The following is a 25,614-nucleotide window of genomic DNA, read 5'->3' on the forward strand; positions in this document are numbered from 1 at the left end:
TGTCAGCTATGGATGTTGTGAACGAGTGGCTGCTCACCTGGGGCGACCGGTACTGGTCGTGGATCGTGCTCCCCGTAGTGATCGGTCTGGGCCTGTACTTCACCGTGCGATCGGGGGTGGTGCAGTTCCGGCTGATCCCGGAGATGTTCCGCACGCTCCGCGATAAGACTCCCAGGGATGAATCCGGGGAGCCGCAGTCGGTCTCCGCGTTCCAAGCGTTCACCATTTCGGCTGCATCCCGCGTCGGAGTGGGCAACATTGCCGGCGTAGGCACCGCCATCGCCATGGGTGGCCCCGGCGCAGTGTTCTGGATGTGGCTCATGGCCTTCGTCGGCGGAGCCTCGAGTTTCATCGAATCCTCACTGGCTCAGCTCTACAAGACTCGAGATAAGGACGGGTTCCGAGGCGGTCCCGCCTATTACATGCAGCGCGGTCTCGGTGCTCGGTGGATGGGTATCCTCTTCGCGGTCGTCCTCATCGTTTGCTTCCCGATCGCCTTCAGCTCGCTGCAGGCCAACACCATCCAGGCGACCGTGGCAGGAAGCTTCAGCGAAGACACGAGCGGCTGGCTGCCCTGGACCGTCGGTGTGACGCTCGCGGTACTCATGGGCCTCGTGATCTTCGGGGGTGTGCGGCGCATCGCATCGGTGACGCAGACCCTCGTGCCGCTCATGGCATTGCTGTACCTGCTCCTCGGGCTGGTCATCGTGGCGCTGCACATCGACCGGATCCCCGACGTGTTCGCCGCGATCTTCACTCAGGCATTCGGACCGAACGAGATCGTGGGCGCTGCGCTCGGCTACATCATCCTGACCGGCGTGAAGCGCGGCATGTTCTCCAACGAAGCCGGCCTCGGTTCAGCCCCTAACGCAGGCGCGAGTGCGGCCGTCACGCATCCGGTCAAGCAGGGTCTCGTGCAAACGCTCGGCGTCTACTTCGATACGTTCCTCGTGTGCTCGATCACAGCGTTCATCGTGCTGGTGTCGGTGCCGGATCTGTCCAATGCTGAGCAGGGGATCGTGCTCACGCAGGGGGCGATCGTCGGCACGCTCGGCGGGTGGTCGAATGTTCTGCTCACGGTCATCATCTTCCTGCTCGCGTTCAGCTCGATTCTCGGCAACTACTACTACGGGCAGACCAATATCGAGTTCATCACCATGCGATCCGGCGTGCTGCTCGGGTATCGCCTGTTCACCATCGTGGCGGTGCTTGCCGGCTCGGTCGTGTCGGCAGACGTGGTGTGGAACTTCGCCGACGGGGCAATGGGTATCATGGCGCTCATCAACCTCATCGCCATCGCGCTGCTCTCGGGAGTGGCCTTCCGCTTGCTGAAGGACTACATGCAGCAGCGACGCGAGGGGCGGGATCCGGTGTTCACCCGCGACCGTTTGCCTGATCTCAAGAATGTCGAGATGTGGGAGAGCGAGCTCTCCGTGACCGGTCCGATCGACATTTCTGAAAGGGACTCGCTCCGGCGCTAATCCGCCTCCGGAATCACGGCACCGTGTACCCGGCAGCGCGGAAGAGCTCGTACCACTCGGCGCGGGTGAGTGGCAGGTCGGATCCGAGCGCCGCAGCAGTCACGCGCTCCGGCGTGGTGGTGCCGAGTACCACCTGCATCTGGGCCGGGTGGCGGGTGATCCACGCGACCGCGATCGCCTCCGCGGGCACATCGTACTGCGCGGCGAGGCGGTCGATCACGGCGTTCAGCTCGGGGTAGCGATCGGACCCCAGGAATGGACCGTCGAAGAACTTCGATTGGAACGGCGACCAGGCCTGGATCGTGATGCCGTTGAGGCGGCAGTAGTCGACGATGCCGTCGTCGCGCACGATGGCCTGGTCGAGCCCCTCCATGTTCGCGGCGACGCCCTGGGCGATCATCGGCGCGTGCGTGATCGACAACTGCATTTGGTTGGCGACGATCGGCTGGGTGACGCTCGTGCGGAGCAGGTCGATCTGACGCGGCGTGTGATTGGAGACGCCGAACGCCCGGACCTTGCCGGCTGCTGACAGCTCGTCGAAGGCGCGTGCGACCTCGTCGGGTTCGACGAGCGCATCGGGCCGGTGCAGCAGCAGGATGTCGAGATAGTCGGTGCCGAGCGCCTCGAGCGACCCGTGCACGGACTCCATGATGTGCGCGTACGAGAAGTCGAAGTACGGGCCGTCCTTCACGATGCCGGTCTTGGACTGGATCGTCCACTGCTCCCGATCCGATGGCGTCAGCCGGAGCGCTTCCCCGAACCGGCGCTCGCAGCCGTGCAGGGTCGACCCGTAGATATCGGCGTGGTCGAGGAACGTGACCCCGGCGTCGCGAGCCGTGCCCACGAGCCGGCGCACCTCGTCGTCCGATTTCTCCTGGATGCGCATGAGGCCGAGCACGACGTTCGAGACGGCCTGCTCGAGGCCGGGGAGGGTGAGAGTCCGCATGCGCCCCACTCTAGTTGCGGGCGACCGATCCGCGCCGACGATGATGCGCGTGAATCTTGTATGGCGAGAATAGTCGCCATAACAGTGTCGTATGCGTTGTATCCTCGTCGCACGGAAAGGGAGAGTCATGGGTGGAAAGCGGATCGGTTGGAAGCTCTCGGGAGGGTAGCGAGCGGAGCATGAAGCCTGGGGTTCGGCGGTGTCCCTCCGCGGTACAGGAACCCGCCGTTACGGGCGCTGGTCCGCTGTCTCGGCGGGCGATCCCGCGTGCTTCGCCGTCGCCCACACCGGCCACCCGAGCAGCCAGATGCCGGTCACGAGCCACACCCTGGCGATCCAGCCGAGCAGTTCGGCGGTGCGGTCCGCATCGCCGACGAGCAGCGTGATGCCGCCCAGCACGGCCGTCGCGATGACGGCGCACAGCAGCATGCGCGCCCACTGCTGCCACTCGTAACGGACGTAGGCGGGACCCGTCTTCGGTGGACGCCAGGGTTCCGGACCGTCCGCGAACCGATGGGCAAACCAGGCGTCGACCCGGGTGATGATCTGATGCCCGAACGCGATCGTGAATCCGAGGTACACCGCTCCGAGCCCGTGGCTGAAGTCGGCGACGGCGTCGCTCGCGAGCAGATCCCACGCGATCAGGGAGAGCAGTGCGACGTCGAGGATCGGGACGCACAGCAGCAGCACCGTGGAGGTGCGGCGGAGGCGGAGCAGATAGCGGGCGGCGAGTCCGAGTCCGAGCACTACCCAGAAGCCGATCTCGCAGGCGATGATGCCGATCACGATGATGTTCATGCATCGAGCCTCCCGTTCCGGGGCTTCGTGCGCCTCGTGCCCCAGGCCCGATCTTCTCGTTCGATCGGAGGAGGCGGTGCCGCGCGCCATGGGGCAGGATGGAGCCATGATGGGGCGTCGCTGGGATGAGCTGAACGCGCGACCCCGCACCCGGGACGCGCTGGTGGCCGTGATCCATCTGCTGCTCGGCCTGGCGCTGCTCCAGTTCGGGGCGATCCGTCTCTGGTCGCAGGTCGCCGTGTTCCACAGCTCCGGCTTCGTGTTCCTCTTGACCCTGCTCGGTATGGTCGCGATCGCGACACAGCGATCGACTCGGCCGTTCACGGCGCTCGCGCTCGGCACTCCGATCGTCGTGCTCGACGTGCTCTTCGGCGGCAGCCTCGGCGTGATGCTCGTGTGCTTCGACCTGGTGTACTGCGCCGTGAAGTACGGGAGCGACCGCGGGGTCCGCATCGCCATGTGGACCGCCGCCGGTCTTGCCGCCGCGACCGGTGCCGGTCTGCTGCTCAGACCGTGGGGGTCCGCCGTTCCCCTGCTGGCGGTGCAGTGGGCGCTCATCATTGCGGTGGCAGGCATGTGGGGCTGGAACGTGCGGACCGAGCGCTTGCGCACCCGGGCGCAGCTCGCCGCGCAGCACGCCAGCGCGACGCGCGAGATGCGTCAGCGCATCGCCCACGACCTGCACGACCTGGTGTCGAACCAGATCGCAGTGGCGGGACTGCACGTCGAGGCGGCGCGGATGCGGATCGAGCAGGCGGCGATCGAATCGCCCGAGGCACTCGCGAGTCTGGATCGGGCGGGCGAAGGCGCCGAAACCGCCCACCGGCAACTGCGGCGGTTGATCACGGTCCTCACCACCGTCGACGATCTCGAGGAGGGCAATGCTGTTGAGGCCGAGACCGCGCTGGAGGAATTGGGGGCCCTTCCTCCGGGAGAGCGGACCCTCGAGTGGCGCTCAGGGTCCCGAGACGCAGTCGGGCAGGCGATGCGGGGCTGGGCGCCCGAGTGGTCGGCCGTGATCCTGCGCGTGCTCCGCGAACTCGTCGCGAACGCCGTCAAGCACGGCCGCGGCGACATCACCATCGACGCAGCGGTGACGCCCGACCTGTTCGAGGCGACGGTGAGGAACGCGTGCGCAGGGGCTCACCCGGCAGTTCCGGATCGGGGCATCGGCGTGACCGGAGCGGGTCTGCTGCTCGCCGGGTGCGGAGGGCGACTCGAATCTCGAGCCGACCCGGAAGGGGATGCGTGGTGCGCGAGAGTGACGGTGCCGCTGGAGGAGTCGCCGGCCTCGGCGAGCGGAACAGAGCAGCGGGACACGAGGCAGCGGCACACGATGCAGCAGCCAGGGAGTCGCCCGTGAACGCGTCGGAGCCAGACCGGGTGAGGGTCGTCATCGCGGACGACCACGAGGCCGTGCGCAGCGGTGTTGCCGCGATCCTCGCCACTGACCCGCGTATCGAGGTCGTCGGAGAGGCGGAGAACGGATTCGAGGCGCTCGCGCTGTGCGTGCACGAGCGGCCGTCCGTCGTGCTCGTCGATCTCCGCATGCCTGGAACCGACGGAATCTGGGCCACCGAGCGCATCACCGCCGAGACGGCGACCCGGGTGCTCGTGCTCACCACCTACGACTCCGACGACCTCATCGCTCGGGCGCTCGCCGCCGGAGCGAGCGGGTACCTGCTGAAGAGCACACGGGGGCCCGATCTCATCCGCGCTGTGCATCACATCGCCGAGCGCCGCCACGTCATCGACCCGGCGGTCGCCGGCGGCATCATCGCCAAACTGAACGCGTCGGGCGGGGGTCCACCGGAATCCGCGGGGGAGTCCGGATTCGACAGGTCCCGTCTCACGCCTCGTGAGGCTCAGGTACTCGACCTCGTGACCGCGGGCCTCTCCAATCCGGGTATCGCGGAACGGCTGCACCTCGGACTCACGACCGTGAAGACGCACGTCGGATCGCTGTACGCGAAGACCGGCACCGCGTCGCGCATCGAACTCGCGCGACTCGGAGAGCGGATCCCGCCACCCGGGTGACCGGTCAGGCGGTGTCGCCGTTCGCGAACAGGACCTGGCCGTTCACCCGCCTGCTACAACCGGCTCCTCGTGCCCGATGCGCCGCTCGATGAGCGCTTTGCCGATGGACTGGACGCCAACGTGCTGCGCGGTGCCGCGGTGTCCTGACGCTCAGACCTAGCGGAAGACGCGACCGATGGCGCTGCCGATCTGCGCAACCTGGATCCCCATCACCACACGGGTGAGCGGTCGCATGCACCACGAGAGGAGCCGCTGTCGCCGACGATCGGGGTGGCGGTCCCAGGAGAAGGAGATCGTCACCTGTGTCCCGCCAGCGGCGGGAGCGAGCGCGAGGTCGGTGACCCGCGCGTTGGCGCGATCCATATCGGGGTAGGTGACGCGCCACACGACTCTCACCTCGGGGTCGTACGCGTCGATCTGCACGCTGCGGCGTCGCATCGCTGGCTTCACCTCCAGGGGCTTGCCGTCGGGGCGATGTGTGGGGGAGTGAGCGACCCAGCTGCCGCCTGTTTGCCGGGGCTGGGTGGCCGCACCTTCGACGGTGCCGATGCTGACATCCCACTCGGGGAGGCGCCCCGGATCCGAGATGAGTGCCCAGACCTCATGCGGCGCTGCGGGGACGAAGGCCTCGGTCCGCTTGCTGAGTGCGTGGTGCGAGATGCGGCCGACGGGGTGCTCCGGGATGCGGTCCGCGGCATCGAGGTGCTCGAGCACCTCGGTCGTCGTGGTGTCCAGGCGGCGAAGAACGTTTTCAATGAGTCCGCTGGGTTCGGCGAGCAGTTCCCTGAGTACGGCCCCCGCATCGCCTCGTCGGCCTCGTCCGCCGGCGCGCTGGATGATGGCAAGAGCACGGTCGCCCCACTCGTACCCGCCGGATTCGTGAAAGGCGATAGGCCCTGACTGTGGGGGACTCGCAGTGATGCCAAGAGCGGCGAGCTGTTCCCCGTGCTGGTCCTCGATGGCTCCGCGTGTGGCGTGCAGGGTGATACCGAGGCTTCGGAGGACCTGGCCCGCCGGCTGGTCGGTGATCGTGAGCGCGAGCAGGAGGTGATCGATGTCCGCGGTCCTGTGTCCGGTCCGTGATGCCTCCTCCATCGCTGCGAGCGAAAGGCGGTGCGAAGTCTCGGCGATCTGGGTGAACTTGCTCATGCGTGCCTCCGGGGGATCGGAATGGTCTGGTCGACTCGTCTGGCGTGCTTCTTGTGCGCTGCCTGCCGCGTGACGCCGAGGGCGTCGGCGATCTGCTGCCAGGTCATCCCTGCCCGTAATCCGGCCTCCACCTGTCGGAGTTCCAGGGCGTCGGTGAGTGCGCGGAGCGAGGAAATGGCTCGCAGGCCTGCGTGCGGGTCGCTCGTGTCGGCCGCGACCTCGGCGATGTCTGTAGACTCCATGCTGTCAACCTACGTTGCTCGTTTGGCTCAGTCAACCTGGGTTGCGTATCGGGGGTGCGCCGGTGAGCCGAAATGCAGTCTGATGCGGTGACTCATCCAGAGGGGATGAGTCGCCGCAAAATCAACGGTTTCGCTTGGTAGTTTCCCCTGAGCGTTTCCTGAAAGGACGATGTATGCGTACACAGCTTCGGCGGAGTCCCCGGCAATGGTGGATCAGAGCGATGAGCGTGCTGTGCGCGCTGCTTGTCGTGTTCGCAGGGGGCACCATGGTGATACCTCCAGCCTCCGCAGCGACGGGAACGACCTGCTCAACGGCCGCCGAAGGGTCAGGACGGTACGCCTCCACGCTGTGCTGGTTTGATTTCTCAGACTACGATCCGGGCGAAGCGATGAGCTCGGGGGGCCAGACGATGTCCGTATCACTTCCGGGCGGTTCCACCTTGAGTTTCACGCTGCGTGCCTCAGGGGGACCGGTCGAGGCGGCATCATTTCCCACCTACGGATCCGCGTATCTCGGGAACGGATCGTACACCGGCGTTGCGGGGCAGCCTGCGATGTACCAGAGCCGAGAGGGGACGACGACGGACCTCGAACTCAGCGACATCGTGCTGACAACGCCGACGGGGGAGACTTCGACCGCATTCTCTTTGGTGGGTGCGGATGCCGAGACTACTGACGAGGGCGAGTCGATTCGGTGGAACTCGTCGAACACCATCTACTCGCTCACCGGTGATACGACCGATCCAGGCATCGGCAACGCCTGCAGTTCCGGGTTCACCGGGGTAGGAACACGAGAGGTGACCTGTACTGCGGATACATCGAACACGAAGTCAGGCACCCCGATCCTGGCGAGCCATGCGCCGGAGACGTTCAGTCAGCGAATGATTGGCACCGGGCGGCAGGCCGTCGGTTTCGGAGTGCTGCTGTCCCAGATCGAACTGAACAAGGAGGTCGAATCCCGTTTTACCGGCGACTCGTTCGAGATCGCGATTGACGACGAGGAGGGAAATCGGCTCTACGACGCGGAAACGGGCGCGACAGGCGTGACCGCGACCACCGAGGAGCAGACCGTAATCGCGACCGACCAAGGGGCAACGTTCGAATTTTCGGAGCGGGCGGTGAGCGGTGACCTCGAACGGTACGACGTGAATTGGTCCTGCCTCCGGAATGGGGAGGGGGACCCGACCCTCCCCTCGGGTGCAGGTGTCGGTCTCAGCGCGCAGGTGCACCTCGGCATTGGAGACTACGTTTCTTGCACGATTGTCAACCAGGCCAAACCCACCAGTCTGCTGCTCCAGAAACAGGCGAGTGCCCCAGAAGATGTCAACGGGAACGGGATCGCTGACACCGGTGATCGCATCTCTTACACGTTCGAAGTCACCAACACCGGTGACTTGCCCATCGGTCAATTGGCAATCGATGACTCGCTGGTAGGTGCGGTGACATGCCCCGCAGACGTGCTCGAACCCGGTCAGACGGTCACGTGTTCCGCTGACGCGGCGTATGCCGTGACCATCGATGATCAGAACACTGGAGCGGTGGAGAATACCGCGACGGCCTCGGGGGTGGTCTCAGGGACGACGGATCCAGTGGTGTCGAACGAATCCTCGACCTCCACCCCAGTGACCGCACCGGCCCCGAACATCTCGTTGACGAAGACCGCCACGCCACACGAGCCAAACACCTTCGTCGTCGGCCAGGAGATCACCTATCATTTCGCGGTCAGGAACACCGGGAACGTCCCTCTGGAGGATGTCGAAGTGGCCGAACTCGAGTTTTCTGGATCGGGTACGGTCTCGGCGATCGAGTGCCCGACCGATGCGCTGCCGGCTCACCGCTCGATGAGATGCACTGCAACCTACACGCTGACGCAGCAAGACGTCGACGCAACCCAGGTCACGAATGGAGCACAGGCGACAGGCCTCCCCGTAGGCGGAGGTGACCCCGTTCTCGATGAGGACTCGGCGCAAATTCCTGGTGTTGCCGTCCCCGCGATCGGACTCGCGAAGACCGTATCGCCCAGCACTGCGTTCGCGGCGGGCGATTCGGTCGAGTACGCCTTCCATATTACGAACCTCGGGAACGTGACGCTCGCCGATCCCAGGGTGGACGAGCTGCTCTTCAGCGGGACCGGCGGAACCCCCGATGTGGTGTGTCCGAGCGAGCCTGCCGAGCTCGCCCCAGGCGCCGCCATCGACTGCTCGGCGGTGTACGAGCTGACGCAGGCAGACGTCGACTCCGGAGTCGTCGACAATACGGCGGTGGCGACCGCGAGTCCACCCGAGGGAGTGGAGCCCGCGCCGGTATCAGAGGAGGCAAGCGCTCAGGTCGTCATTCCCGGCTCGTCCGGTATCACTCTGCAGAAGTCGACCGAAACCGACGCGTACTCGGAAGTCGGGCAGGAGATCACGTACTCCTTCGCCGTCACGAACACGGGCAACCGCACGTTGAACGACGTGGCCGTTGACGAGACCGAGTTCAGTGGTGCGGGGGAGATGACGGAGATCATCTGTCCGGAGACGTCTCTCGCCGGTGGTGCGTCGATGACGTGCTCGGCAACCTACGCAGTGCAACAACGCGATATCGATGCGGGAACACTGAACAATAGCGCGACGGCGATGGGCTTGCCCGCCGGGAGCGAAGAACCCGTAGTCAGTCCACCCAGTGACGTCTCGATCCCTGCTGTGCGCGACGCATCGATCTCCCTCGAGAAGACTGCGGATCCGGCGGTGGCTTCGGTTGACGACGAGATCAGGTACACGTTTACCGTAGCGAATACCGGGAACGTCTCGATCGTGAACCCTCGAGTGTCTGAAGTGGAATTCTCGGGAGCGGGGACCCTGAGCAGGGTCTGGTGCCCGATCGGCGTGCTCGAGCCGGGAGGTTCTGTGGACTGCGTAGCTCACTATTCGGTTGTTGAGGAGGACCGAGAAGCGGGGGAGGTGGTCAACACGGCCGTCGCCTCGGCGACGCCACCCCCAGGTGTCGAGGAACCCGTGTCGAACGAATCCACGGCGACAGTCGTGATCGAGAACCCCATGATCGAACTGCAGAAGACTGCGAATCGAGATGGGCTCACGGTCGGAGACACGATCACCTATTCCTTCGCGGTAACGAACACCGGCAACGTGCCGCTGACCGATGTCGCTGTCGACGACGACAGTTTTTCAGGTGCCGGGGAGATGTCGTCGATCACGTGTCCGGAGGAGCCAGTAGGTCTTGAACCTGCAGGGGTCATCGTGTGTACCGCGACATACGAGGTCGAACAGTCCGATGTCGACGCGGGCAGCATAGAGAATACCGCGATCGCGACAGGTGTCTCTCCAGAGGGAGTGGCGGTCTCATCGAATCCTTCTTCAGTGGAGATTCTGCAGGAGCCGGTCACCGCTCTGGGGCTTGTCAAGTCGGCTGATCCCTCCCGCGTCACGCAACCGGGCGACGTCGTCCGGTATACCTTCACGGTGACGAACCTCGGCACCGTGACCGTTCGGGACCCGCATGTCGAGGAACAGGAGTTCTCAGGTCACGGAGTCGTTCCAGAAGTTGTCTGTCCGGACGAAGTCGAGCTCTCGCCGGGCGACTCGGTTGACTGCTCGGCTTCGTACACCGTGGTCGCGGAAGATCTCACCGGGGAGCCTCTGTACAACGTCGCCACCGCGAAGGCTGTGGATCCGCGTGAAGATGAGGTCGAGTCGCCGCCGGCGAGTGTCGAAGTGGGTACGGTACGCGACGCGGACCTGGTCGACACTGGCGTCGATCACTCATCCATGGTGATCGCGACGCTGATCCTGATGGGAATCGGGAGCGTCTTGTTGCTGGTCCCGAGACGCCGGCGCGATTCGTAGGGGCCTGAGTGCGGTGGGTCCCTTCACCCGTCCCGGATGAGTGATCGCCTCGAAAGCTATCTGCGCTGGGACGCTGGGAAGACGGGAAACCGTTACAGATACAAGAGAGTGGGTCGAGATCATGTCGTTTTGGGAGTCATTATGGGCCATCGTGGGCTGGTTCCTCTGGGCCGCCATTTTCATCGGATATTTGATGGCGCTGTTTACCGTCCTCGCCGACATCGTCAGGGACGACACCCTTCGGGGTTGGGCGAAAGCCCTGTGGGTTGTGTTCCTGATCTTCGTCCCCTTCGTGACGGCACTGATCTACCTGGTTGCCCGGGGCGACGGGATGAGCGAACGCAGCGCCGAAGTGATGCGCGAGAACAAGAGAGAAGCTGACGACTACATCCGATCCGTCGTGCACATCGACCCGGCGTCTCAGATCGAGAAGGCAGCCGCACTCCTCGCTTCAGGCACCATCTCGCAGTCAGAGTACGAGCACATCAAGTCGCGTGCGCTCGCGGGGTAGAGGCGACGATGGGGCTGGGGGCGGCTGCAGCGAACACCGGGGTGTCGTTCGGTCCGCTGGAGATCGAAGTGGTGGCGGTGGAAGACTCCAGCATTGCTCCCAGCCTCCTGCGGGCCGTCTCGCGACCGCAGGATCGAGGGTGCGTGAAACTCCTCGATTTCGTAATCGCCAGCATCGAGCCGAGCGGGAGCATACTGATTCACGAGGTTGATCAGGATGAACTGATGCTGGCGGATCTCGAACCATACGCGCTCGGTATCTTGTCCGAGGATGATCTCTGCGAGCTCCTGAACTACCTTCCATCAGGATCAGTGGCCATGGTGCTTGTCTTCGAGGTGCTGTGGTCGAAGGATCTCGCCGACCGCCTGGCGCTGGAGGGGAGCGCACTGGTGGCGAGTGTCCGAGTGCCGTCGGTCACGGTGGTCCCGGACGTTCTGCAACGATAACGGCGTCTCTCGAGGGAGCGACATGGAAGCGCTTGACCGAATACCGGATCAGGTGAACTGGTGGAACATCGGATTCGCGCTGGCGTCGCTCCTGACGGCATGGGTGCTCTCGCGTCTCGCGCGTCGAGGAGTCCGGGCGATCGGCGAACGCACGCCGGGTATCACTGTCGAGATAGCTACACTCGCGGGGCGCATCTCGCAGTACGCCATCATGCTCGTGGGTTTCGGTATCGGACTCGCCTTTCTCGGGGCGAATGTGCAGCCGCTGCTCGCCGTGTTCCTGGTCGTCGGAGCAGTTCTCGTGCTCGTACTGCGGGGGATCGCGGACAACTTCGCGGCTGGAGTGCTGCTGCAGACTCGCAAACCGATCGCGGTGGGAGATGAGATCGAGTTCGCCGGGCCGAGCGGACCCTTGCGTGGAACCATCGATGAGCTGAATGGGCGCGCTGTTGTGCTGACCACCCCGGACGGACGGAGGGTGCATATCCCGAACGCGGTCCTGCTCCGAGAGGCCCTGGTGAACACGTCGGCCAGGGGAGCTCGGCGGAGCAGCGTCTATGTTCGTGTGATCAGGGACGGGCGATCCGCGGATGATCTCCTCACAGTAGTACTGGAGGCAACGACCTCGTGCAGCGCACTCGACCGGAGTCGCGCGCCGCGCGTGCTTCTCGAGTATGTTTCCGTTGATCGTCTGGGTGCGCGGGTCGACTTCTGGCACGCCCCGGAGCGCACGAGAGTCACCACGTCCATGGTGCTGCTTACCGTGTCACAGGTCCTTGAGGCTCACGGCTTGACTGCCGTGGTCACGAGTGAACACGCGGATCCTCCGCTGACTCCGCCGGGCTCGGTGTGACCCGGTGCCAACGACCGTCACCCTCCGCGGGTGAGGGCCGTTCGCCGACCGGGGTCTTGCCGCTACGGTCGGCGGTACCCAACGATGAGTGGTTCATCCGACCGAAGGAGATGCGATGTCAGACTTCAATAGTGAGTTCGCGGGCGAGATTCGACTTGATGTACGGGATTCGGTTCCGGATTGGGCCCCGTACGAACTGCAGAGCGCTCCCGACGGGGCCCCGAACGTTCTGATTATCTTGTTCGACGATACTGGGATGGCATCGTGGTCTCCCTATGGCGGACGTATCAATATGCCGACACTCGACCGCCTCGCAGCGGACGGACTCGTCTATACGCAGTGGCACACAACTGCGCTCTGTTCGCCCACTCGATCAACGTTTCTGACCGGTCGGAATCACCACGTCAATCGCACCGGGGTCATCATGGAGGGGACGAACGGATTCCCGGGATTCGCTGGTCGCATCCCTGCGGAGTGCGCCACGATCGGCCATGTTCTGCAGGACAACGGATACTCAACTTTCTGGGTGGGGAAGGACCACAACGTTCCGGAAGAGGACAATGCTCCAGGAGGAAATCGGTCCGCCTGGCCAGTGCAGCAAGGGTTCGATCGGTTTTACGGGTTTCTCGGCGGTGAGACGAACAATTGGTACCCGGACCTAGTGGAGGACAATCACTTCATCGAGGCCCCGAGCACTCCCGAGGATGGCTACCATCTTTCGAAGGATCTCGCCGACCAAGCGATGGGCATGCTCCGAGACCAACAGGCTTCGAACCCGTCGAAACCCTGGTACATGTGGTTCTGCCCCGGAGCCAACCATGCTCCGCACCATGCCCCTCAGGAATACATCGACAAGTACCGCGGTGCATTCGACGATGGATACGAGGCGTATCGGGAGTGGGTTCTCGCGCGGATGACGGAGCGCGGAATCGTTCCGGAGGGAACCGATCTCACACCTATGAACCCGATGCCGGAAGACGTCGCGAATGCCGCGGACGAAGTGCGCCCGTGGAGCGAACTCAGCGCGGATGAGCGACGACTGTTCTCGCGCTTCGCCGAGGTTTTCGCCGGTTTCTCGGAATACACGGATGCGCAGATCGGGCGGGTCATCGACTATCTCGAGGAGACTGGTCAGCTCGAGAACACACTGGTCTTCTACTGCGCCGACAACGGAGCTTCCGGAGAAGGGTCTCCGAACGGCTCCGTGAACGAGAACAAGTTCTTCAACGGGTATCCGGACGAATTCTCCGAGAATCTCTCGATGATCGACGAACTCGGCTCCCCGAACACCTATAACCACTATCCCACTGGATGGGCCGTCGCTTTCTCGACGCCGTTCCAGATGTTCAAGCGGTATTCGCAGTTCTCGGGTGGAACGTGCGACCCCATGATTGTGCACTGGCCCAAAGGGATCGCCGCACGGGGCGAACTGCGGCACCAGTACCATCACTCCGTCGACGTTGTGGCAACGATCCTCGATGTCATCGGTCTGGAGATGCCCGCGAACTACCGCGGCGTCGCGCAGCGACCGTTGGACGGCACATCGATGAAGTACAGTTTCGACGCCCGACCAGATGGCCCGACAGCGAAACACGTGCAGTACTACTCCATGCTGGGGACTCGCGGAATCTGGAAAGACGGCTGGAAAGCGGCTGCGATCCACGCTCCACTCAGCGGGAAAGGCAGTTTCGACACGGACGTCTGGGAGCTCTACCACGTCGATGAAGACCGAGCTGAGGCTCACGATCTCGCCAGCGAACACCCCGAGAAACTCGAGGAGCTCATCAGTGCCTGGTTCACTGAGGCGGAGCGAAACTTCGTGCTCCCACTTGACGACCGTTCCGCTCGAGACCAGATCACGGTAGAGCGCCCGCAAGCGGAGAGACCCCGCGAACGGTATGTGTACTATCCCGGTACGGCAGCGGTGCCGGAGAGTGTCGCGGTAAATGTGCGCGGGCGATCGTACAAGATCATCGCCGATGTGATTCTTGACCGGGAAGCCGAGGGGGTGATCTTCGCTCACGGATCGAGGTTCGGAGGGCACAGCTTGTTCGTGAAAGATCACCGGCTGACCTACGTCTACAACTTTCTCGGCATTGCTCCCGAGCAGACGTTCTCATCGCCTGAACTCGACTCTGGCCCCCACACTTTGGGGGTGGAGTTCGAACGAGAGTCCGTCGGTGAACATGGTGAGTCCCTCGGAGTGACGCGCCTGTACGTGGATGATGAGGTGGTTGCCGAGGGTCCGATGAGGACGCAAATCGGCAAGTTCACACTGTGCGGAGACGGCCTCTGCATCGGATGGGATAGTGCGGACCCTGTGAGCCGTCAGTATTCGGGTCCATTCCGATTCACGGGAGGCAAGCTGCTGGGCGTCGCGGTCGACGTCAGCGCTGAACAGTACCGCGACCTGGAACTGGAAGCTGCGGCGATGCTTTCCCGGGAGTAGAGATGCGGGCACACGCTGCGATGCTCGACATACCCGGGGGAGTCTTATTGATGGGCTCGGAGGAGTTCTATCCGGAAGAGGGGCCGGTGCACGAGCGAGAAGTAGCCGATTTCACCCTGGACGCTTACGCCGTAACGAACGAACAGTTCGCTCAGTTCGTCGCCGAGACCGGTTATCAGACCGTCGCGGAACGACCTCTGCGACCGTCGGATTTCCCCGGTGCAGATCCGCGGGACCTGGTCCCAGGTGCGCTGGTATTCACTCCGACCCGTGGTCCGGTCGACCTCCGAGAGTGGCGTCAATGGTGGACGTGGGTCCCCGGTGCTTGTTGGAAGCGGCCGTATGGCGGTACCTTCTTGAGCGGCGAGCGAGCTGATCATCCGGTGGTCCACATCGCGTACGAAGACGCGGAAACGTACGCCGACTGGGCGGGGAAGCGCTTGCCGACCGAAGCCGAATGGGAGTGGGCCGCTCGAGGCGGGATGAGAGGTCGGCGATTCGCCTGGGGTGACGAGTCCACGCTCGAGGGAGCGCTCCAAGCGAACACCTGGCAAGGGGCATTCCCTTATTGGAACTCCGGTGCAGGCGGGTGGGTCGGGACTTCGCCGGTCGGCCTGTTTCCTCCGAACGGATACGGTGCGTACGACATGATTGGAAACGTGTGGGAGTGGACCGCGGATGTGTGGACGCATCGACACGTCCCGCCGGGGTGGAGCGGAGTAGGTGCGAACGGGCGAGCGAATCTGCTCGCTGTAGAACCGGATCCGCGGCACGCGCGTCGGGTGTTGAAGGGGGGGTCGCACCTCTGCGCACCCGAGTACTGCCTTCGATACCGCCCAGCCGCGCGCTCGCCCCAGTCGGAGGACACCGCGACCACGCATATCGGTTTTCGCTGCGCCAGGTGAAGCGGTCGGGAAGGCGGCGCTTCACTCGGGGAGCACGGAAGCAATGCTCGTGTGCACGCGCTGCTGACGAATGAGTGAGAGGAACCATTCGCTGTGGACGGCCCTCACTCGCGCCTGTTCCGGCAGCGCTGCAAGGTGTATGGTGACGCCTGACCGTCGCAGCTCTTGATCGAGTTCCTCGAAGCTCGTGAGCACGGTGACGCTCAGGAACCGAAGCTGATGAGCATCGATCGCGACGATGCGCACCGGAGTAGTTTCGGCTGCGATGATGCCGAGGATGGCATCAGTGTTCGCCCGGACGTTCGCCGTGTAGAGGCCGTAGGCGAGACGCACAGCAAGAACGCCATCTCGCTTCCCCAAGACGTCGATGTGGGCGGAATTGATCTCTCGAAGCACGAGGAGGAGCGTCGACGCCACACCGACCGCCACCGCCGGAAGCAAGCCGGCGGTCAGCCCGACACCGGCGACCAGAAGGGCGATCCAGAAATCAACCGGACTGAGTCGAGCCCAGCGGATCAACGTTGGAATGTCGATCAGCCCGACAACTGCAACAAACACCATTGCCGCGAGCGTCGCCTGCGGAAGCAGGGAGATTGTCGGAGCCAGCGCCGTCGCGGCGAGAATCGCCAAACCTGCCGTGACCAGTGACGAGATCTGAGTTTTCGCCCCTGCTGCGTAATTCACCGCACTCTGAGAGAGGCCGCCTGCAGCGGGCATTGCCAGGAAGAAAGCCCCGGCGCAATTGGCGGCGCCTGCTGCTCGGAGCTCTCGACCAGCATCTGTGGGCGGCGCGTCAGCTGCCTGAACGCTGCGCGCGACCGTCGCCGATTCCAAAAACGCCATGATGGCGATCGCCAGCGCGCCTGGCAAGAGCCCCACCAACTGAGTCGTATCGGGCAGTGTGAAAGCGGGAAGCCCTTGCGGTACGGGATCGATGAGTGCGACACCTGTGCCGTCGACTCCAGCCCACGCCACCACGGCTATTCCTGCGCAGGCGACCAGGAACGTCCCGGGAACTCGGGGCAGGTAGCGTTTACAGAAGACGATGATCGCTATCGAAGCCACACTGATCGCGATTGTCGGGAGATGGGCGGTCTCGAGCGCACGTCCCGTCGCGAGCACGGCTCGAAAGAATCCTTCCCCCGCTGACCTCACGTCTTCTCCAAGGAGGATGGGGATTTGTGCGACCGCGACGGTCCCGCCAACGCCGATCTTCACCCCCAGTATCGTGGCGACGTTGATGTTCTCGATCAGGGCGCCCAGCCTGAGCGCCCGAAGCCCGAGGAGGACGAGCCCCACCAGCAGAGAGAGCGTGACCAACGAGCCGAGAGCGTCTTCTGCGCCCTGGGCGACGCCGGCTGCGACGAATGTGGTGGCGGTCAAAGTGGCGATCGTCGAGGTCGTCGAAACGCTCATGGCCGCCGACCCACCGAGAACCGCGTATACCAACATCGGGACGATGCAGGTGTATATGCCGACTTCAGCCGGCAGGTTGGCGATACTTGCGTACGCCATTGCTTGCGGAATGACCACTGCACCGGTCGTCAGGCCAGCGACGATGTCGTACCGGAGCCATGAGCGATGATACCCGGCGGTCGTTGGCAGGAGTAGACGTTGCGGCGGTCGGGATGGTGGCACTGTCATCTCGGCCCTACGAAGAGATGTGCGGTCCAGAAACAGCACCGAGGATGAAGCTCGAGCGATAGCGAATCGAGGTCGGTTTGCGCGGAGCCACACCGCAGGGGCGTGCGGAGTTCAGACACTCGTCATACCTCTTCCCAGAACTGATGCCCCGATGATCAGGAGGAGCACTGCCATGATGGTCGAGTTCTCACGAGCGAGCCATTCCTTCAGTGATCGCATCGTACCGGCGAGTCTTCGCGACGCGAAGAAGTACGCCAGTACTGGCGCGACGACGGTAGAGCTGGAGATCACCGCGTACACTCCCACGGCAAGGGCGGCTTCACTCGCCGTGAGAGACGACGTGCCGAGGGCGATGCCGGCGCTGATGCCGATCAGCAGATTCTTCGGGTTTATGGACGAGAGAAGGAGGCCGAGCCCCACCGTAGTGATGACCGACATGCGATCGAGGTGCTGCATCCACCCGGGCAGCTGCGCCGCTCCTTCCGCGCGGGGGCGATGGCGCCAGATACGTATCGCGAATACGATGAGTGCGATTCCGAGCACCACCTGGACCCAGCCGACGATGGGGATCCAGCTCGCGCCATCGAGACGCGGAAGGGTGCCCGCCAGCGCGGCGAACAGGAGAATGGTACCCACGCACCCCGCCAGCCACCCCACCGCGAAGGCGCCGCCACTCCGTTTCGCGTGAGGTGTGAGGAGGAGCACGATCGTGGCTATCACGGGAATCGGACTGATGGCCACGCCGAGAGCGAGGGGAAGAAGTTCACCTATCGCCGCGTTCACGAGATGCCCCTAAGCGAGGAGCTTCGTCTTCGCTGCGGCGAATTCGTCGGGCGTCAGCACCCCCGACTGGAACAGCGAAGAGAGCTCGGACAGCTGCTCGGCTATGCCGCTAGGCGGGTCCTGAGTCGCTCGGGTGTCGCCGCCTGTCGCGCCGGATGCCGCTACAGGCTCTGGATCCGCCTGGCGCGCGAAATCCTGCTGTGCCTGCTGTTGAGCTGTCTCGTAATGCTGCTGCTCGAGGTCGGCCTGGTTTCTGCGTCGCCGCGAGTTGTCGATTCCCCCTGCGACCGCCGAGGCGGTTCCGGCGACCACCGCCGTTCGTGCGGCGAGTCCCAGCAAGCCTGGCCGACCGAATCTCCGTATAGGCATGATCATTCTCCTCAGTTCTTTTCGATGGTGTTGATGAGCGCATTGACGATCGGGGCCGGGATGCGGGTGCTCCTGAGCACTGTGCCGCCACTGGAACCGAGCCGCTCGGCGAGATCTCGGGCGTAGAGCAACTCCCAGGCAACGAGGAGGGCGGATGAGCCGGGTTCGACGGCCTCCGAGAAACCCTGCATGTCCTCGTCCCCGATGAGCCCGTCTACGCTCTCTTCACTCTCGCGCAGAAGTGGGAAGGCATCAGATACCTCCTCTTCGAATGTCATGTTTCCTTGCGCGTCCTTGCTGATCCAGATGGCATCGAGCACACGCAGCACTCCGGCGCTGACCAACGTTTCAACCGCTGCCCAGACGTCGAGGTCTGGTGGCCCGTCAGCGAAGTCGATCAACGAGAGCTCTACGGGGCCGTATCGGAATTGCATGGTGCGTGCTCCTTCTCGTGAATTATTCATGTGATGACTGCAGGGGGTCGGGAGGCGAGAACGCGGCGACGGCAGCCCGATTGGTGGGAAAAGTCTGTTGGTCTTGAATGACGCCGAGTCGTCGGAGGCGGACTTCTGAGCGTGGTCGCAGGCGGCTGAACGAGAGAACGATATTTCTTCGTTGCAGCCACTGCGACAACTCCGTCACCGACTCCGCGGCCGTCACATCGACGTCCGTCACGGCTTCCATGTCGATGATCACGGCGCGCAGAGGATCTTTACCCACTGAGGTGACAGCGCGTTTCACTGTGTCCGAGAACACCACGCCATTCGCGAAGAACAATGGAGCTGCGAGCCTGACGACGAGCACGCCCGGCGCAGTGAGTGCTCCAGGGGAGGCGCTCTCGAGGAGCGATTGCTGCGGGTTGTCGTCCGATGCGAGAACATCGATCGCAGGCGTCGCCGCCCGTCGAGCCATATTCAGCAGCGCGAGAACGAACGCTACGAGGATGCCCGGGATCGATCCAACGAAGAGCGTCACTGCGAAGCAGGTCGCGCCGATCGCGAATTCGAATCGATCGAGTCTCCAGAGCCGTGCGAACTCGCGCACACCGAGGAGGGGGAGCACGGCAATTGCGACGATCGCGCCGATTGCAGGCGAGGGGATGTCGGCGAGCAAGCCGGTACCGAATAGCAGGAGCAGCAGAGTTCCCGCCGCGAGCACAAGCGAAGGAAACTGCGTGCGCGAACCGGACTGGTCCATGGCCGCCGTCCGGCTGGTCGAAGATCCTACGGCGAAGCTTCCCTGTGCCCCCGCGGTAATGTTGGCCACCCCGAACGCGAAAAGGTCTCGATTGGGCTGAGTCGCGTAGCCGCGCTTCTCTCCGTACGAGCGCGAAACCAGCAAGCCTTCAGCGGTTGTCACCATCGTGAGAGCGAGCGCCGAAGGAACAAGTGCCAGCCACTCGAGCCAGGAGAGAACAGGCCAGGTGAGAGCAGGGGGACCCGCGGGAACCTCACCGAGAACGGCCACGCCGTACTCGTCGAGCCTGGCGGTGACGGTGACGACCGTTGCGAGCACCATCACGATGAGCGCCCAGGGGACGGCCGCCCGAATGCGGCGGCCGACCAGCAGGATGAGAATTGCACCGACCGAGATGACGATCGACCACGCGTTCGCCCCAGCGAGACCCTGCACGAGCCCGACAACCTTCTCGACGAACTCTCCACCGGACTCGATCTTCACCCCGAGCATTTTGGCGACCTGCGAAACGAGGATGTCGAGGGCGAGTCCTCCCACGAAACCGATCAGGATGGGTTTCGACAAGAAGTTTGCGAGAAATCCCATCTTGAAGAACGCCAAGAGGACGAACATGACTCCGCACAGAATCGCCTGAGCGAGAGCCATCGTGGCGTATTGCTCCGAACCCGCGACAGCCAACCCGCCGATGGAGGAGGCGACGAGTGCGGCCGCTGCGGCGTCAGGGGACGCGACGACTTGACGGGATGAAGCGAGAAGCGCGTAGACGAGCGTGGGGACGACCAGTGCATACAGGCCCGCGGTGGCCGGAAGGCCGGCGATCTGCGCGTACCCGATGTTCAGAGGAATTGCGATCGCCAGCAGAGTGACACCCGAAAGTGTCTCGGTGACGAGCCGCGTTCGAGTCAGCCCTGCCAGAGGTCGCTGCACAATGTGTTCCTCTCCACTCGCCGGCGAATCGATCCCACCTGCGGGTTCATTCTCGTCCGAGGTCATGCTGAGTTTCCGAGGCACTCACCCGTCGAGGATGAGCGCGCGAGCAACGGGGGTGAGAACCGGCGATTCTCAAGATCCACTGGTGGAGGACACCCGGACGTCGCGCAGCGGAAAGAATGGGCGGATCATGCATGAACTCGTTCTCGTGATCTGGCGGATCTTGCCCGTAGTACTCGGCCTCGTGGCGAGCCCGCTCGCAGTGCTCGTCATTCTCGGAATCGTGCTGTCCGACCGACCAATCCGGAACAGCGCGTGCTTCTCCGTCGGGTGGGCCTCGTCGATCGCAACGCTCCTGGTCTGCGCGACCGTGATGTTGCGTCTGACTGGCGCTCACGAATCCCCGGTAGGCACGGATGCCCTGCGCTACGTTCACCTCCTCATCGCGCTGATCTGCGGAGGCGGGGCGATATGGACCTTTCGGCGTTCGAGGACGTTGCTGGAACGTGCCGCTGTGGTCAGGAGTCGTGAGCTTCCTGCAGATACGACCGCGGAGCTCCCCGGACTCGTGCGGATGAGTCGGCACTCGACTGCGCCCCGATCGTTGATCCTCGGAGCAGGGGTATTCGCCGCGAACCCGACCAACCTCTCGTTGATCCTCGCCACGGCGATCGATATTACTTTCGCTGACTTGGCTCCTCCAGACAAAGTCTGGTTGGCGGTCGGATTCGTCGCGGTGGCATCGATCCCGGTCCTCGTGCCCACCATGCTGTTGATCGCGGGTGGCGATCGCGCAGTCGGGCCGCTCACTGCCCTGCGCGGCTGGGTGCTCCGGAACAATGGTTTCCTCCGTGCTGGGCTTCTGCTGCTGGTCGCATTCCTGCAACTCGACCGAGCGTTCATCGGGAGCCGCTGGTGAACTGGCGAGACGATGTGAATCGATACCTGAGTCGTTTCGGCTCACGGCGAACGGTCATCGCCGACCTCAGGGCGGGCCTGACTCTCGGAATTGAAAGCGTTCCTGATGGGCTCGCCGCTGGTGTGCTCGCTGGCGTTAACCCGCTGATCGGGTTGAACGCCTACATCGTAGGTACGTTCGTCGGGGCGTTGACCACGGGGTCCGTATTCATGACGGTCCAGGCGACTGGAGCGATGTCTGTGATCGTCGCCGAGGCGCCCGAAGTTCACGGAGCGAACTCCGCCGGTGCACTTACGACTCTGGTGCTCTGCAGCGGGCTCACAATGTTGGTTTTGGGTATTGCCGGATTCGGCAAGCTGGTGCGGTTCATCCCCGGAGTGGTGATCATCGGATTCGTCAATGCGGTAGCCGTCAATATCGTGCTCGGTCAACTGGAGAATTTCACGGGGTACGCGAGCGTAGGCACTCACCGCCTCACCAGACTTGTGGACACGATGCTGAGTCCGTCTGAGTTTCACTGGTGGAGTCTCTGCGTCGGTGCGGTCACGATCGCGGTGATTCTCGCTCTCGGACGCACGCCGCTCGGCGCCTTGTCGATGGTCGTCGGTGTGCTCGCGGGTTCAGTGTTCGCGACGCTGGTGCCGCAAGCCCAGGTGGCTACTCTCTCCACGATTGCCGAGGTCACCCGCTCGCTTCCGTCGCTCGCGGTGCCGGATCTCTCGGTGATCGGCGCCCTCCTGGTTCCAGCGTGCTCTCTCGCCTTGGTCGGGCTGGTGCAGGGTGCCGCGATATCAGGATCAGTGGCGAACCCCGACGGCCGTCATCCCGATCCTTCCGCCGACTTCCGCGGTCAAGGTCTCGCCAATATCGCGTCAGGAATGCTCCACGGACTGCCCGTGGGCGGCTCGATGTCGGGAACCGCGCTCGCGCGGAGCGCAGGCGCTGGCAGTGCTCTTACCGGAGTCGTCGCGAGCGCAGTCATGGTGGTCACTGTCTTCGCGTGCGGCCCGCTCATCGGTGAGATAGCGATGCCAGCGCTCGCAGCCCTCCTGATCGTCGTGGGTGTGCGCTCGATTAAAGTGCATCAACTCACGCTGGTGTGGCGGACGGGCGCTGTGCCGACTGCGATCTGTGCCGCAACGTTTGCTCTCACTCTGTTAATTCCGTTGCAGTACGCGGTGCTGGCCGGTGCGGGCATCTCGGTGATCTTGTTCGTCGCCCGTCAGTCCAACCGCATTCGGGTGGTCCGGTGGGTGGTGGAACCGGCCAGCGACCGCCCTCGCGAGGTGACTCCACCGAAGAACATCGATCGCGGAGAGACCGTGGTGTTGGTGCCATACGGGAGCCTGTTCTTCGCCTCTTCCGAGGTGTTCAGACAACAGCTCCCGACTCCGAAGGGGCGCATCGACGGGGCGGTGGTCATCATCCGACTTCGAGGGGTCGAAGATTTGGGGGTGACCTTCCTGACGATGATACGGGGGTACGCCGTCGAGCTGCAGTCGGGCGGAGCGGACCTCATGATCGTCGGAGTCGCAGAAAGACTCGACGAACAGCTCCGGCTTACGGGTGTCGCGGAAGTGGTGGGGGAAGAGAATATCTTCCGGGCTTCGTCCCGTCTCGGGGATTCGTTACGCGAGGCGATCGCAGAGGCGGGTCGCCGCAGGGAATGGTGACGGCGTGGAACCCGCCTCAGGTGGTCGCCTCGAGTTCGATCCGCTCGATGGGAATGAACTCGATGCTGACGGTGTCGAAGTCGAGACCGGACGCTGCGAGATCGCGTGCGAGAGAGGCCGTTCTCGGCTCCGGCGCCTCGCCGCTCACCTGAATCACGATGCGGGGCTTCTCCACCTCGACATCGACGACGTGCCATCCGGCTTCAGTCGCCCAGTTCTCCGAGAGCGCTCGAATCGTACTCAAGTCGTGCTCGCTCCGTGCCGTCGAAATCGATGAAACGGCGAGAGGAACTGTGATGACCGCCAACATGATCACGAGGACGGCGGTTGACCGACGTGTCGATTTCTGCGGCGTAGCGCCGGTATCGGACGACCGATCACGGACACGGTACACGGACATGACGACGATACCGGTGGCAAGGATCGACGCGACATTCGTGGCGAACAGCCAGAGTGCGCCGACTGCCTGACCGTAGCTGGCAGACTCGATGGTGAGGCCGGTCACGGTGAGCGGCGGTACCAGCGAGATCGCGATCGCCACGCCGGGGAGCGTGTCGGAAATGTCGCGGCGTACCAGGGCGATCGAGCCTGCGACTCCCGTCGCCAGAGCTGCGAGAAGATCGATGAGTCGAGGAGTGACCCTCCCCGCGACTTGCGAGTTGGTCGCTGCAACGATGTCTTGGGGAACCATGAGCCCGACAACGTATCCGATTGCGATGCTTGCCGACATTCCCGCGAGGATGAGAGAGATACTGCGGAGAAGATTCAGGCGATCGCCGAGAACCGTCGCGAGCATGGCTCCTTGAATGGGAAGCATGAGTGGTGCGATGATCATCGCACCGATGACCGTGGCCGTGGAGTCTGCAGCCACCCCGGCGGCGGCGATGACCGAAGACAGAATGAGCAGAATCCAGAAGCGCTGCAGCCGTGTTCCACGTTCCGCTCCCGCGAAGAAGACGGCATCGCGCATCTCAGCAATTGAGTTCATGGTGATGGCTCCGGCGCGGTTTCCTCTGCCGCGGTCGAAGGAGCCGTGCTGGGTGACGGGTCGGCGGGGTCGGAGGGCCGGCGTATCAGCTCGACAGCGACCATCACACCAGCCAGCACCGCGATGGACGTGAACACCGCGGACACCGTTATCGGGCGACTGACGAAGAGCGCCACCACGCTTCCGACCACGGCAACAGCGAGTATCCCCGATCTCGATCGGTCGACGAGCCTGCCGAATCGTCCGGTGGTGATGCCCCGTTTCGCCGCGGCGGTCCGAATCGAGGCGCATGCGGACGACGTGCTGAGGCGCAGCATCCGTGCTGAGCGGGCAGGTCCGGTGAGCCAGGCGCCGAGCGTGATTACCGCGCCGAGGAACGCGAGTGCGACGGAGGTCGACGCCATCGACGCGGTCAACTGTTCGTAGATGGCGTGCGCGACCGGAGCCGGCATGAGCGAGGGGCTGACCGAGCTGACGAAGCCCCATCGTCCGATTCCCAGCCCGCCGGCCAGAAGGAGAAAAGTGATGGTCAGTCCGCTCCCCGCCCAGACCAGCGCTCTTCGATGCGCTGGAGCGAGCGCAACGCCGCCCGCCCAGAGCGCCAGCACGACCCAGGGCAGCCAGTGCCCGGCGAGGGTCGCGGTCTGGTACACGACTCGCGTCGTTACGAGGGCATCGGAAGTGAGCAGTGGGATCGATCGATCGATCTCAGGGATGTTCTCCGCGATCCCGATTCCTCGGTCCGCCAGCTCCGCACTGATCTGTCGAGTCGCCTCGTCGAGCCGCAAGGACAGTACGCCTGAGTCTGACAGCTCGAGTGCGGTATCCGGCGCGCCTTGGAGGACTGCAATAGCGCGCTGATGGGTCTCCCTGAGCGTCGCCGCCCACAGATTCGCGAAACGGGGAGACTCGACGATTCGGTCGACGCTCGAGTGGAGCACGGAACGAATGCCTGCCGCGGCCGGGCCCTCCAGCGCTGAGAGTGCTGATTCTGCTCTATCGGGAAGCGGGAGTGTCGCGATCCCTGCAATCATGTCGCTCACCAAGCGATCGATGTCCACGGCGTCTTCGACGGCGCCGGAGATCTGTTGCGACACGAATGCCTGCACTGCCGGATCCTCGGCGAGGGGTCCGAAGGTCTCGACGAAGCGATCGGTGTCGACGAGCTGGACCTGAGTCCATGTTCCGATGACGGCTACCGGGGCGAGGAGAAGACTGGCCGAGATCAGCACAGTGGCGAGAACGCCGCGCACCTTTTGGGGAGTATGGCTGCCCGACTTCTCGGCACGGAGCTTGCGGTTCTCCGACTCGAGTTCAGCGACTCTGATCGAAAGCGTGATGTGGCGGTGGTCCGCGTCCATATCTCTTCCCTGCCGCGTCGTCGGGTGAATCATCATTCGAGAGCGGCAGTATGCTCGATCTCCGTGAGCCAGGTGAGCGTCCACACCC

The 25,614-nt window shown here is 63.9% G+C and carries 22 protein-coding genes; 11 read left to right on the top strand and 11 right to left on the bottom strand.

From position 1 onward, the window contains the following. Positions 1-8 precede the first annotated feature (8 nt). Positions 9-1,481, top strand: a complete 1,473-nt coding sequence (locus K8P10_RS04275; RefSeq protein WP_224780565.1) for a sodium:alanine symporter family protein — start codon at positions 9-11, stop codon at positions 1,479-1,481. 13 nt (positions 1,482-1,494) lie between these two features. On the opposite strand, the gene K8P10_RS04280 is transcribed toward K8P10_RS04275, so the two are convergent. Both K8P10_RS04280 and K8P10_RS04285 read right to left on the bottom strand, forming a co-directional pair. Then, complete coding sequence (locus K8P10_RS04280; protein ID WP_224780566.1) at positions 1,495-2,427, bottom strand: aldo/keto reductase family oxidoreductase; 933 nt, start codon at positions 2,425-2,427, stop codon at positions 1,495-1,497. 228 nt (positions 2,428-2,655) lie between these two features. After that, entirely contained in the window at positions 2,656-3,225 is a 570-nt protein-coding gene (locus tag K8P10_RS04285) for a hypothetical protein (RefSeq protein ID WP_224780567.1), read from the bottom strand. A 76-nt stretch (positions 3,226-3,301) separates the two neighbouring features. Between K8P10_RS04285 and K8P10_RS04290 the strand changes: the two genes are divergently transcribed. Continuing rightward, positions 3,302-4,588: a sensor histidine kinase gene (locus K8P10_RS04290; protein ID WP_224780568.1), complete on the top strand. Its 1,287-nt coding sequence runs from the start codon at positions 3,302-3,304 to the stop codon at positions 4,586-4,588. Next, positions 4,585-5,262 carry a response regulator transcription factor gene (locus tag K8P10_RS04295; RefSeq protein ID WP_224780569.1) on the top strand — a complete coding sequence of 226 codons (678 nt, stop codon included), beginning with the start codon at positions 4,585-4,587 and terminating at the stop codon, positions 5,260-5,262. Before K8P10_RS04290 ends, K8P10_RS04295 begins: the two co-directional genes overlap by 4 nt. Before the next feature lie 156 nt (positions 5,263-5,418). Here the strand turns inward: K8P10_RS04295 and K8P10_RS04300 are convergent, their stop codons facing one another. Both K8P10_RS04300 and K8P10_RS04305 read right to left on the bottom strand, forming a co-directional pair. Further along, positions 5,419-6,411 carry an SRPBCC family protein gene (locus tag K8P10_RS04300; protein ID WP_224780570.1) on the bottom strand — a complete coding sequence of 331 codons (993 nt, stop codon included), beginning with the start codon at positions 6,409-6,411 and terminating at the stop codon, positions 5,419-5,421. After that, positions 6,408-6,653 carry a hypothetical protein gene (locus tag K8P10_RS04305; protein WP_224780571.1) on the bottom strand — a complete coding sequence of 82 codons (246 nt, stop codon included), beginning with the start codon at positions 6,651-6,653 and terminating at the stop codon, positions 6,408-6,410. The genes K8P10_RS04300 and K8P10_RS04305 overlap by 4 nt, the downstream gene beginning before the upstream one ends. Positions 6,654-7,063: 410 nt before the next feature. On the opposite strand from K8P10_RS04305, the gene K8P10_RS04310 reads away from it, so the two are divergent. The 6 genes from K8P10_RS04310 to K8P10_RS04335 all read left to right on the top strand — a co-directional run bounded on the left by K8P10_RS04310 (position 7,064) and on the right by K8P10_RS04335 (position 15,662). After that, positions 7,064-10,498 carry a hypothetical protein gene (locus K8P10_RS04310; RefSeq protein WP_224780572.1) on the top strand — a complete coding sequence of 1,145 codons (3,435 nt, stop codon included), beginning with the start codon at positions 7,064-7,066 and terminating at the stop codon, positions 10,496-10,498. 121 nt (positions 10,499-10,619) lie between these two features. Continuing rightward, positions 10,620-11,009, top strand: coding sequence for an SHOCT domain-containing protein (locus tag K8P10_RS04315; protein WP_224780573.1), 390 nt, complete (start codon positions 10,620-10,622; stop codon positions 11,007-11,009). An 8-nt stretch (positions 11,010-11,017) separates the two neighbouring features. Further along, positions 11,018-11,455 (top strand): DUF6325 family protein, encoded by a 438-nt coding sequence (locus tag K8P10_RS04320; RefSeq protein WP_224780574.1) that lies wholly within the window; start codon positions 11,018-11,020, stop codon positions 11,453-11,455. Positions 11,456-11,477: 22 nt separating this feature from the next. Further along, positions 11,478-12,308 (top strand): mechanosensitive ion channel domain-containing protein, encoded by an 831-nt coding sequence (locus K8P10_RS04325; RefSeq protein ID WP_224780575.1) that lies wholly within the window; start codon positions 11,478-11,480, stop codon positions 12,306-12,308. A 115-nt stretch (positions 12,309-12,423) separates the two neighbouring features. Then, positions 12,424-14,757, top strand: coding sequence for an arylsulfatase (locus K8P10_RS04330; protein ID WP_224780576.1), 2,334 nt, complete (start codon positions 12,424-12,426; stop codon positions 14,755-14,757). A 20-nt stretch (positions 14,758-14,777) separates the two neighbouring features. Beyond that, positions 14,778-15,662, top strand: a complete 885-nt coding sequence (locus K8P10_RS04335; protein ID WP_224781212.1) for a formylglycine-generating enzyme family protein — start codon at positions 14,778-14,780, stop codon at positions 15,660-15,662. A gap of 21 nt (positions 15,663-15,683) precedes the next feature. Here K8P10_RS04335 and K8P10_RS04340 read toward each other — a convergent pair whose 3' ends face one another. The 5 genes from K8P10_RS04340 to K8P10_RS04360 form a co-directional block, all read right to left on the bottom strand. Then, positions 15,684-17,306, bottom strand: coding sequence for a SulP family inorganic anion transporter (locus tag K8P10_RS04340; RefSeq protein WP_224780577.1), 1,623 nt, complete (start codon positions 17,304-17,306; stop codon positions 15,684-15,686). A gap of 111 nt (positions 17,307-17,417) precedes the next feature. Then, positions 17,418-18,089 carry a GAP family protein gene (locus tag K8P10_RS04345; protein ID WP_224780578.1) on the bottom strand — a complete coding sequence of 224 codons (672 nt, stop codon included), beginning with the start codon at positions 18,087-18,089 and terminating at the stop codon, positions 17,418-17,420. A 9-nt stretch (positions 18,090-18,098) separates the two neighbouring features. Next, a complete protein-coding gene (locus K8P10_RS04350) occupies positions 18,099-18,458 on the bottom strand; it encodes an SHOCT domain-containing protein (protein ID WP_224780579.1) in 360 nt (119 codons plus the stop codon). A gap of 11 nt (positions 18,459-18,469) precedes the next feature. Then, positions 18,470-18,892, bottom strand: coding sequence for a DUF6325 family protein (locus tag K8P10_RS04355; RefSeq protein ID WP_224780580.1), 423 nt, complete (start codon positions 18,890-18,892; stop codon positions 18,470-18,472). A gap of 22 nt (positions 18,893-18,914) precedes the next feature. Further along, a complete protein-coding gene (locus K8P10_RS04360) occupies positions 18,915-20,582 on the bottom strand; it encodes a SulP family inorganic anion transporter (RefSeq protein WP_224780581.1) in 1,668 nt (555 codons plus the stop codon). A 193-nt stretch (positions 20,583-20,775) separates the two neighbouring features. On the opposite strand from K8P10_RS04360, the gene K8P10_RS04365 reads away from it, so the two are divergent. Together K8P10_RS04365 and K8P10_RS04370 are read left to right on the top strand one after the other, a co-directional pair. Next, positions 20,776-21,504 (top strand): GAP family protein, encoded by a 729-nt coding sequence (locus tag K8P10_RS04365; RefSeq protein WP_224780582.1) that lies wholly within the window; start codon positions 20,776-20,778, stop codon positions 21,502-21,504. Between the two features lie 14 nt (positions 21,505-21,518). Next, a complete protein-coding gene (locus K8P10_RS04370) occupies positions 21,519-23,177 on the top strand; it encodes a SulP family inorganic anion transporter (protein ID WP_224781213.1) in 1,659 nt (552 codons plus the stop codon). A gap of 16 nt (positions 23,178-23,193) precedes the next feature. Here K8P10_RS04370 and K8P10_RS04375 read toward each other — a convergent pair whose 3' ends face one another. Together K8P10_RS04375 and K8P10_RS04380 are read right to left on the bottom strand one after the other, a co-directional pair. Next, the gene (locus tag K8P10_RS04375; RefSeq protein ID WP_224780583.1) at positions 23,194-24,165 is read right to left on the bottom strand and encodes a TIGR00341 family protein; all 972 of its coding nucleotides are present in this window, start codon (positions 24,163-24,165) and stop codon (positions 23,194-23,196) included. Further along, a complete protein-coding gene (locus tag K8P10_RS04380; RefSeq protein WP_224780584.1) occupies positions 24,162-25,526 on the bottom strand; it encodes a hypothetical protein in 1,365 nt (454 codons plus the stop codon). The genes K8P10_RS04375 and K8P10_RS04380 overlap by 4 nt, the downstream gene beginning before the upstream one ends. Between the last annotated feature and the right edge of the window lie 88 nt (positions 25,527-25,614).

The organism is Leucobacter sp. Psy1 (assembly GCF_020096995.1).
Taxonomy (GTDB): Bacteria; Actinomycetota; Actinomycetes; order Actinomycetales; family Microbacteriaceae; genus Leucobacter.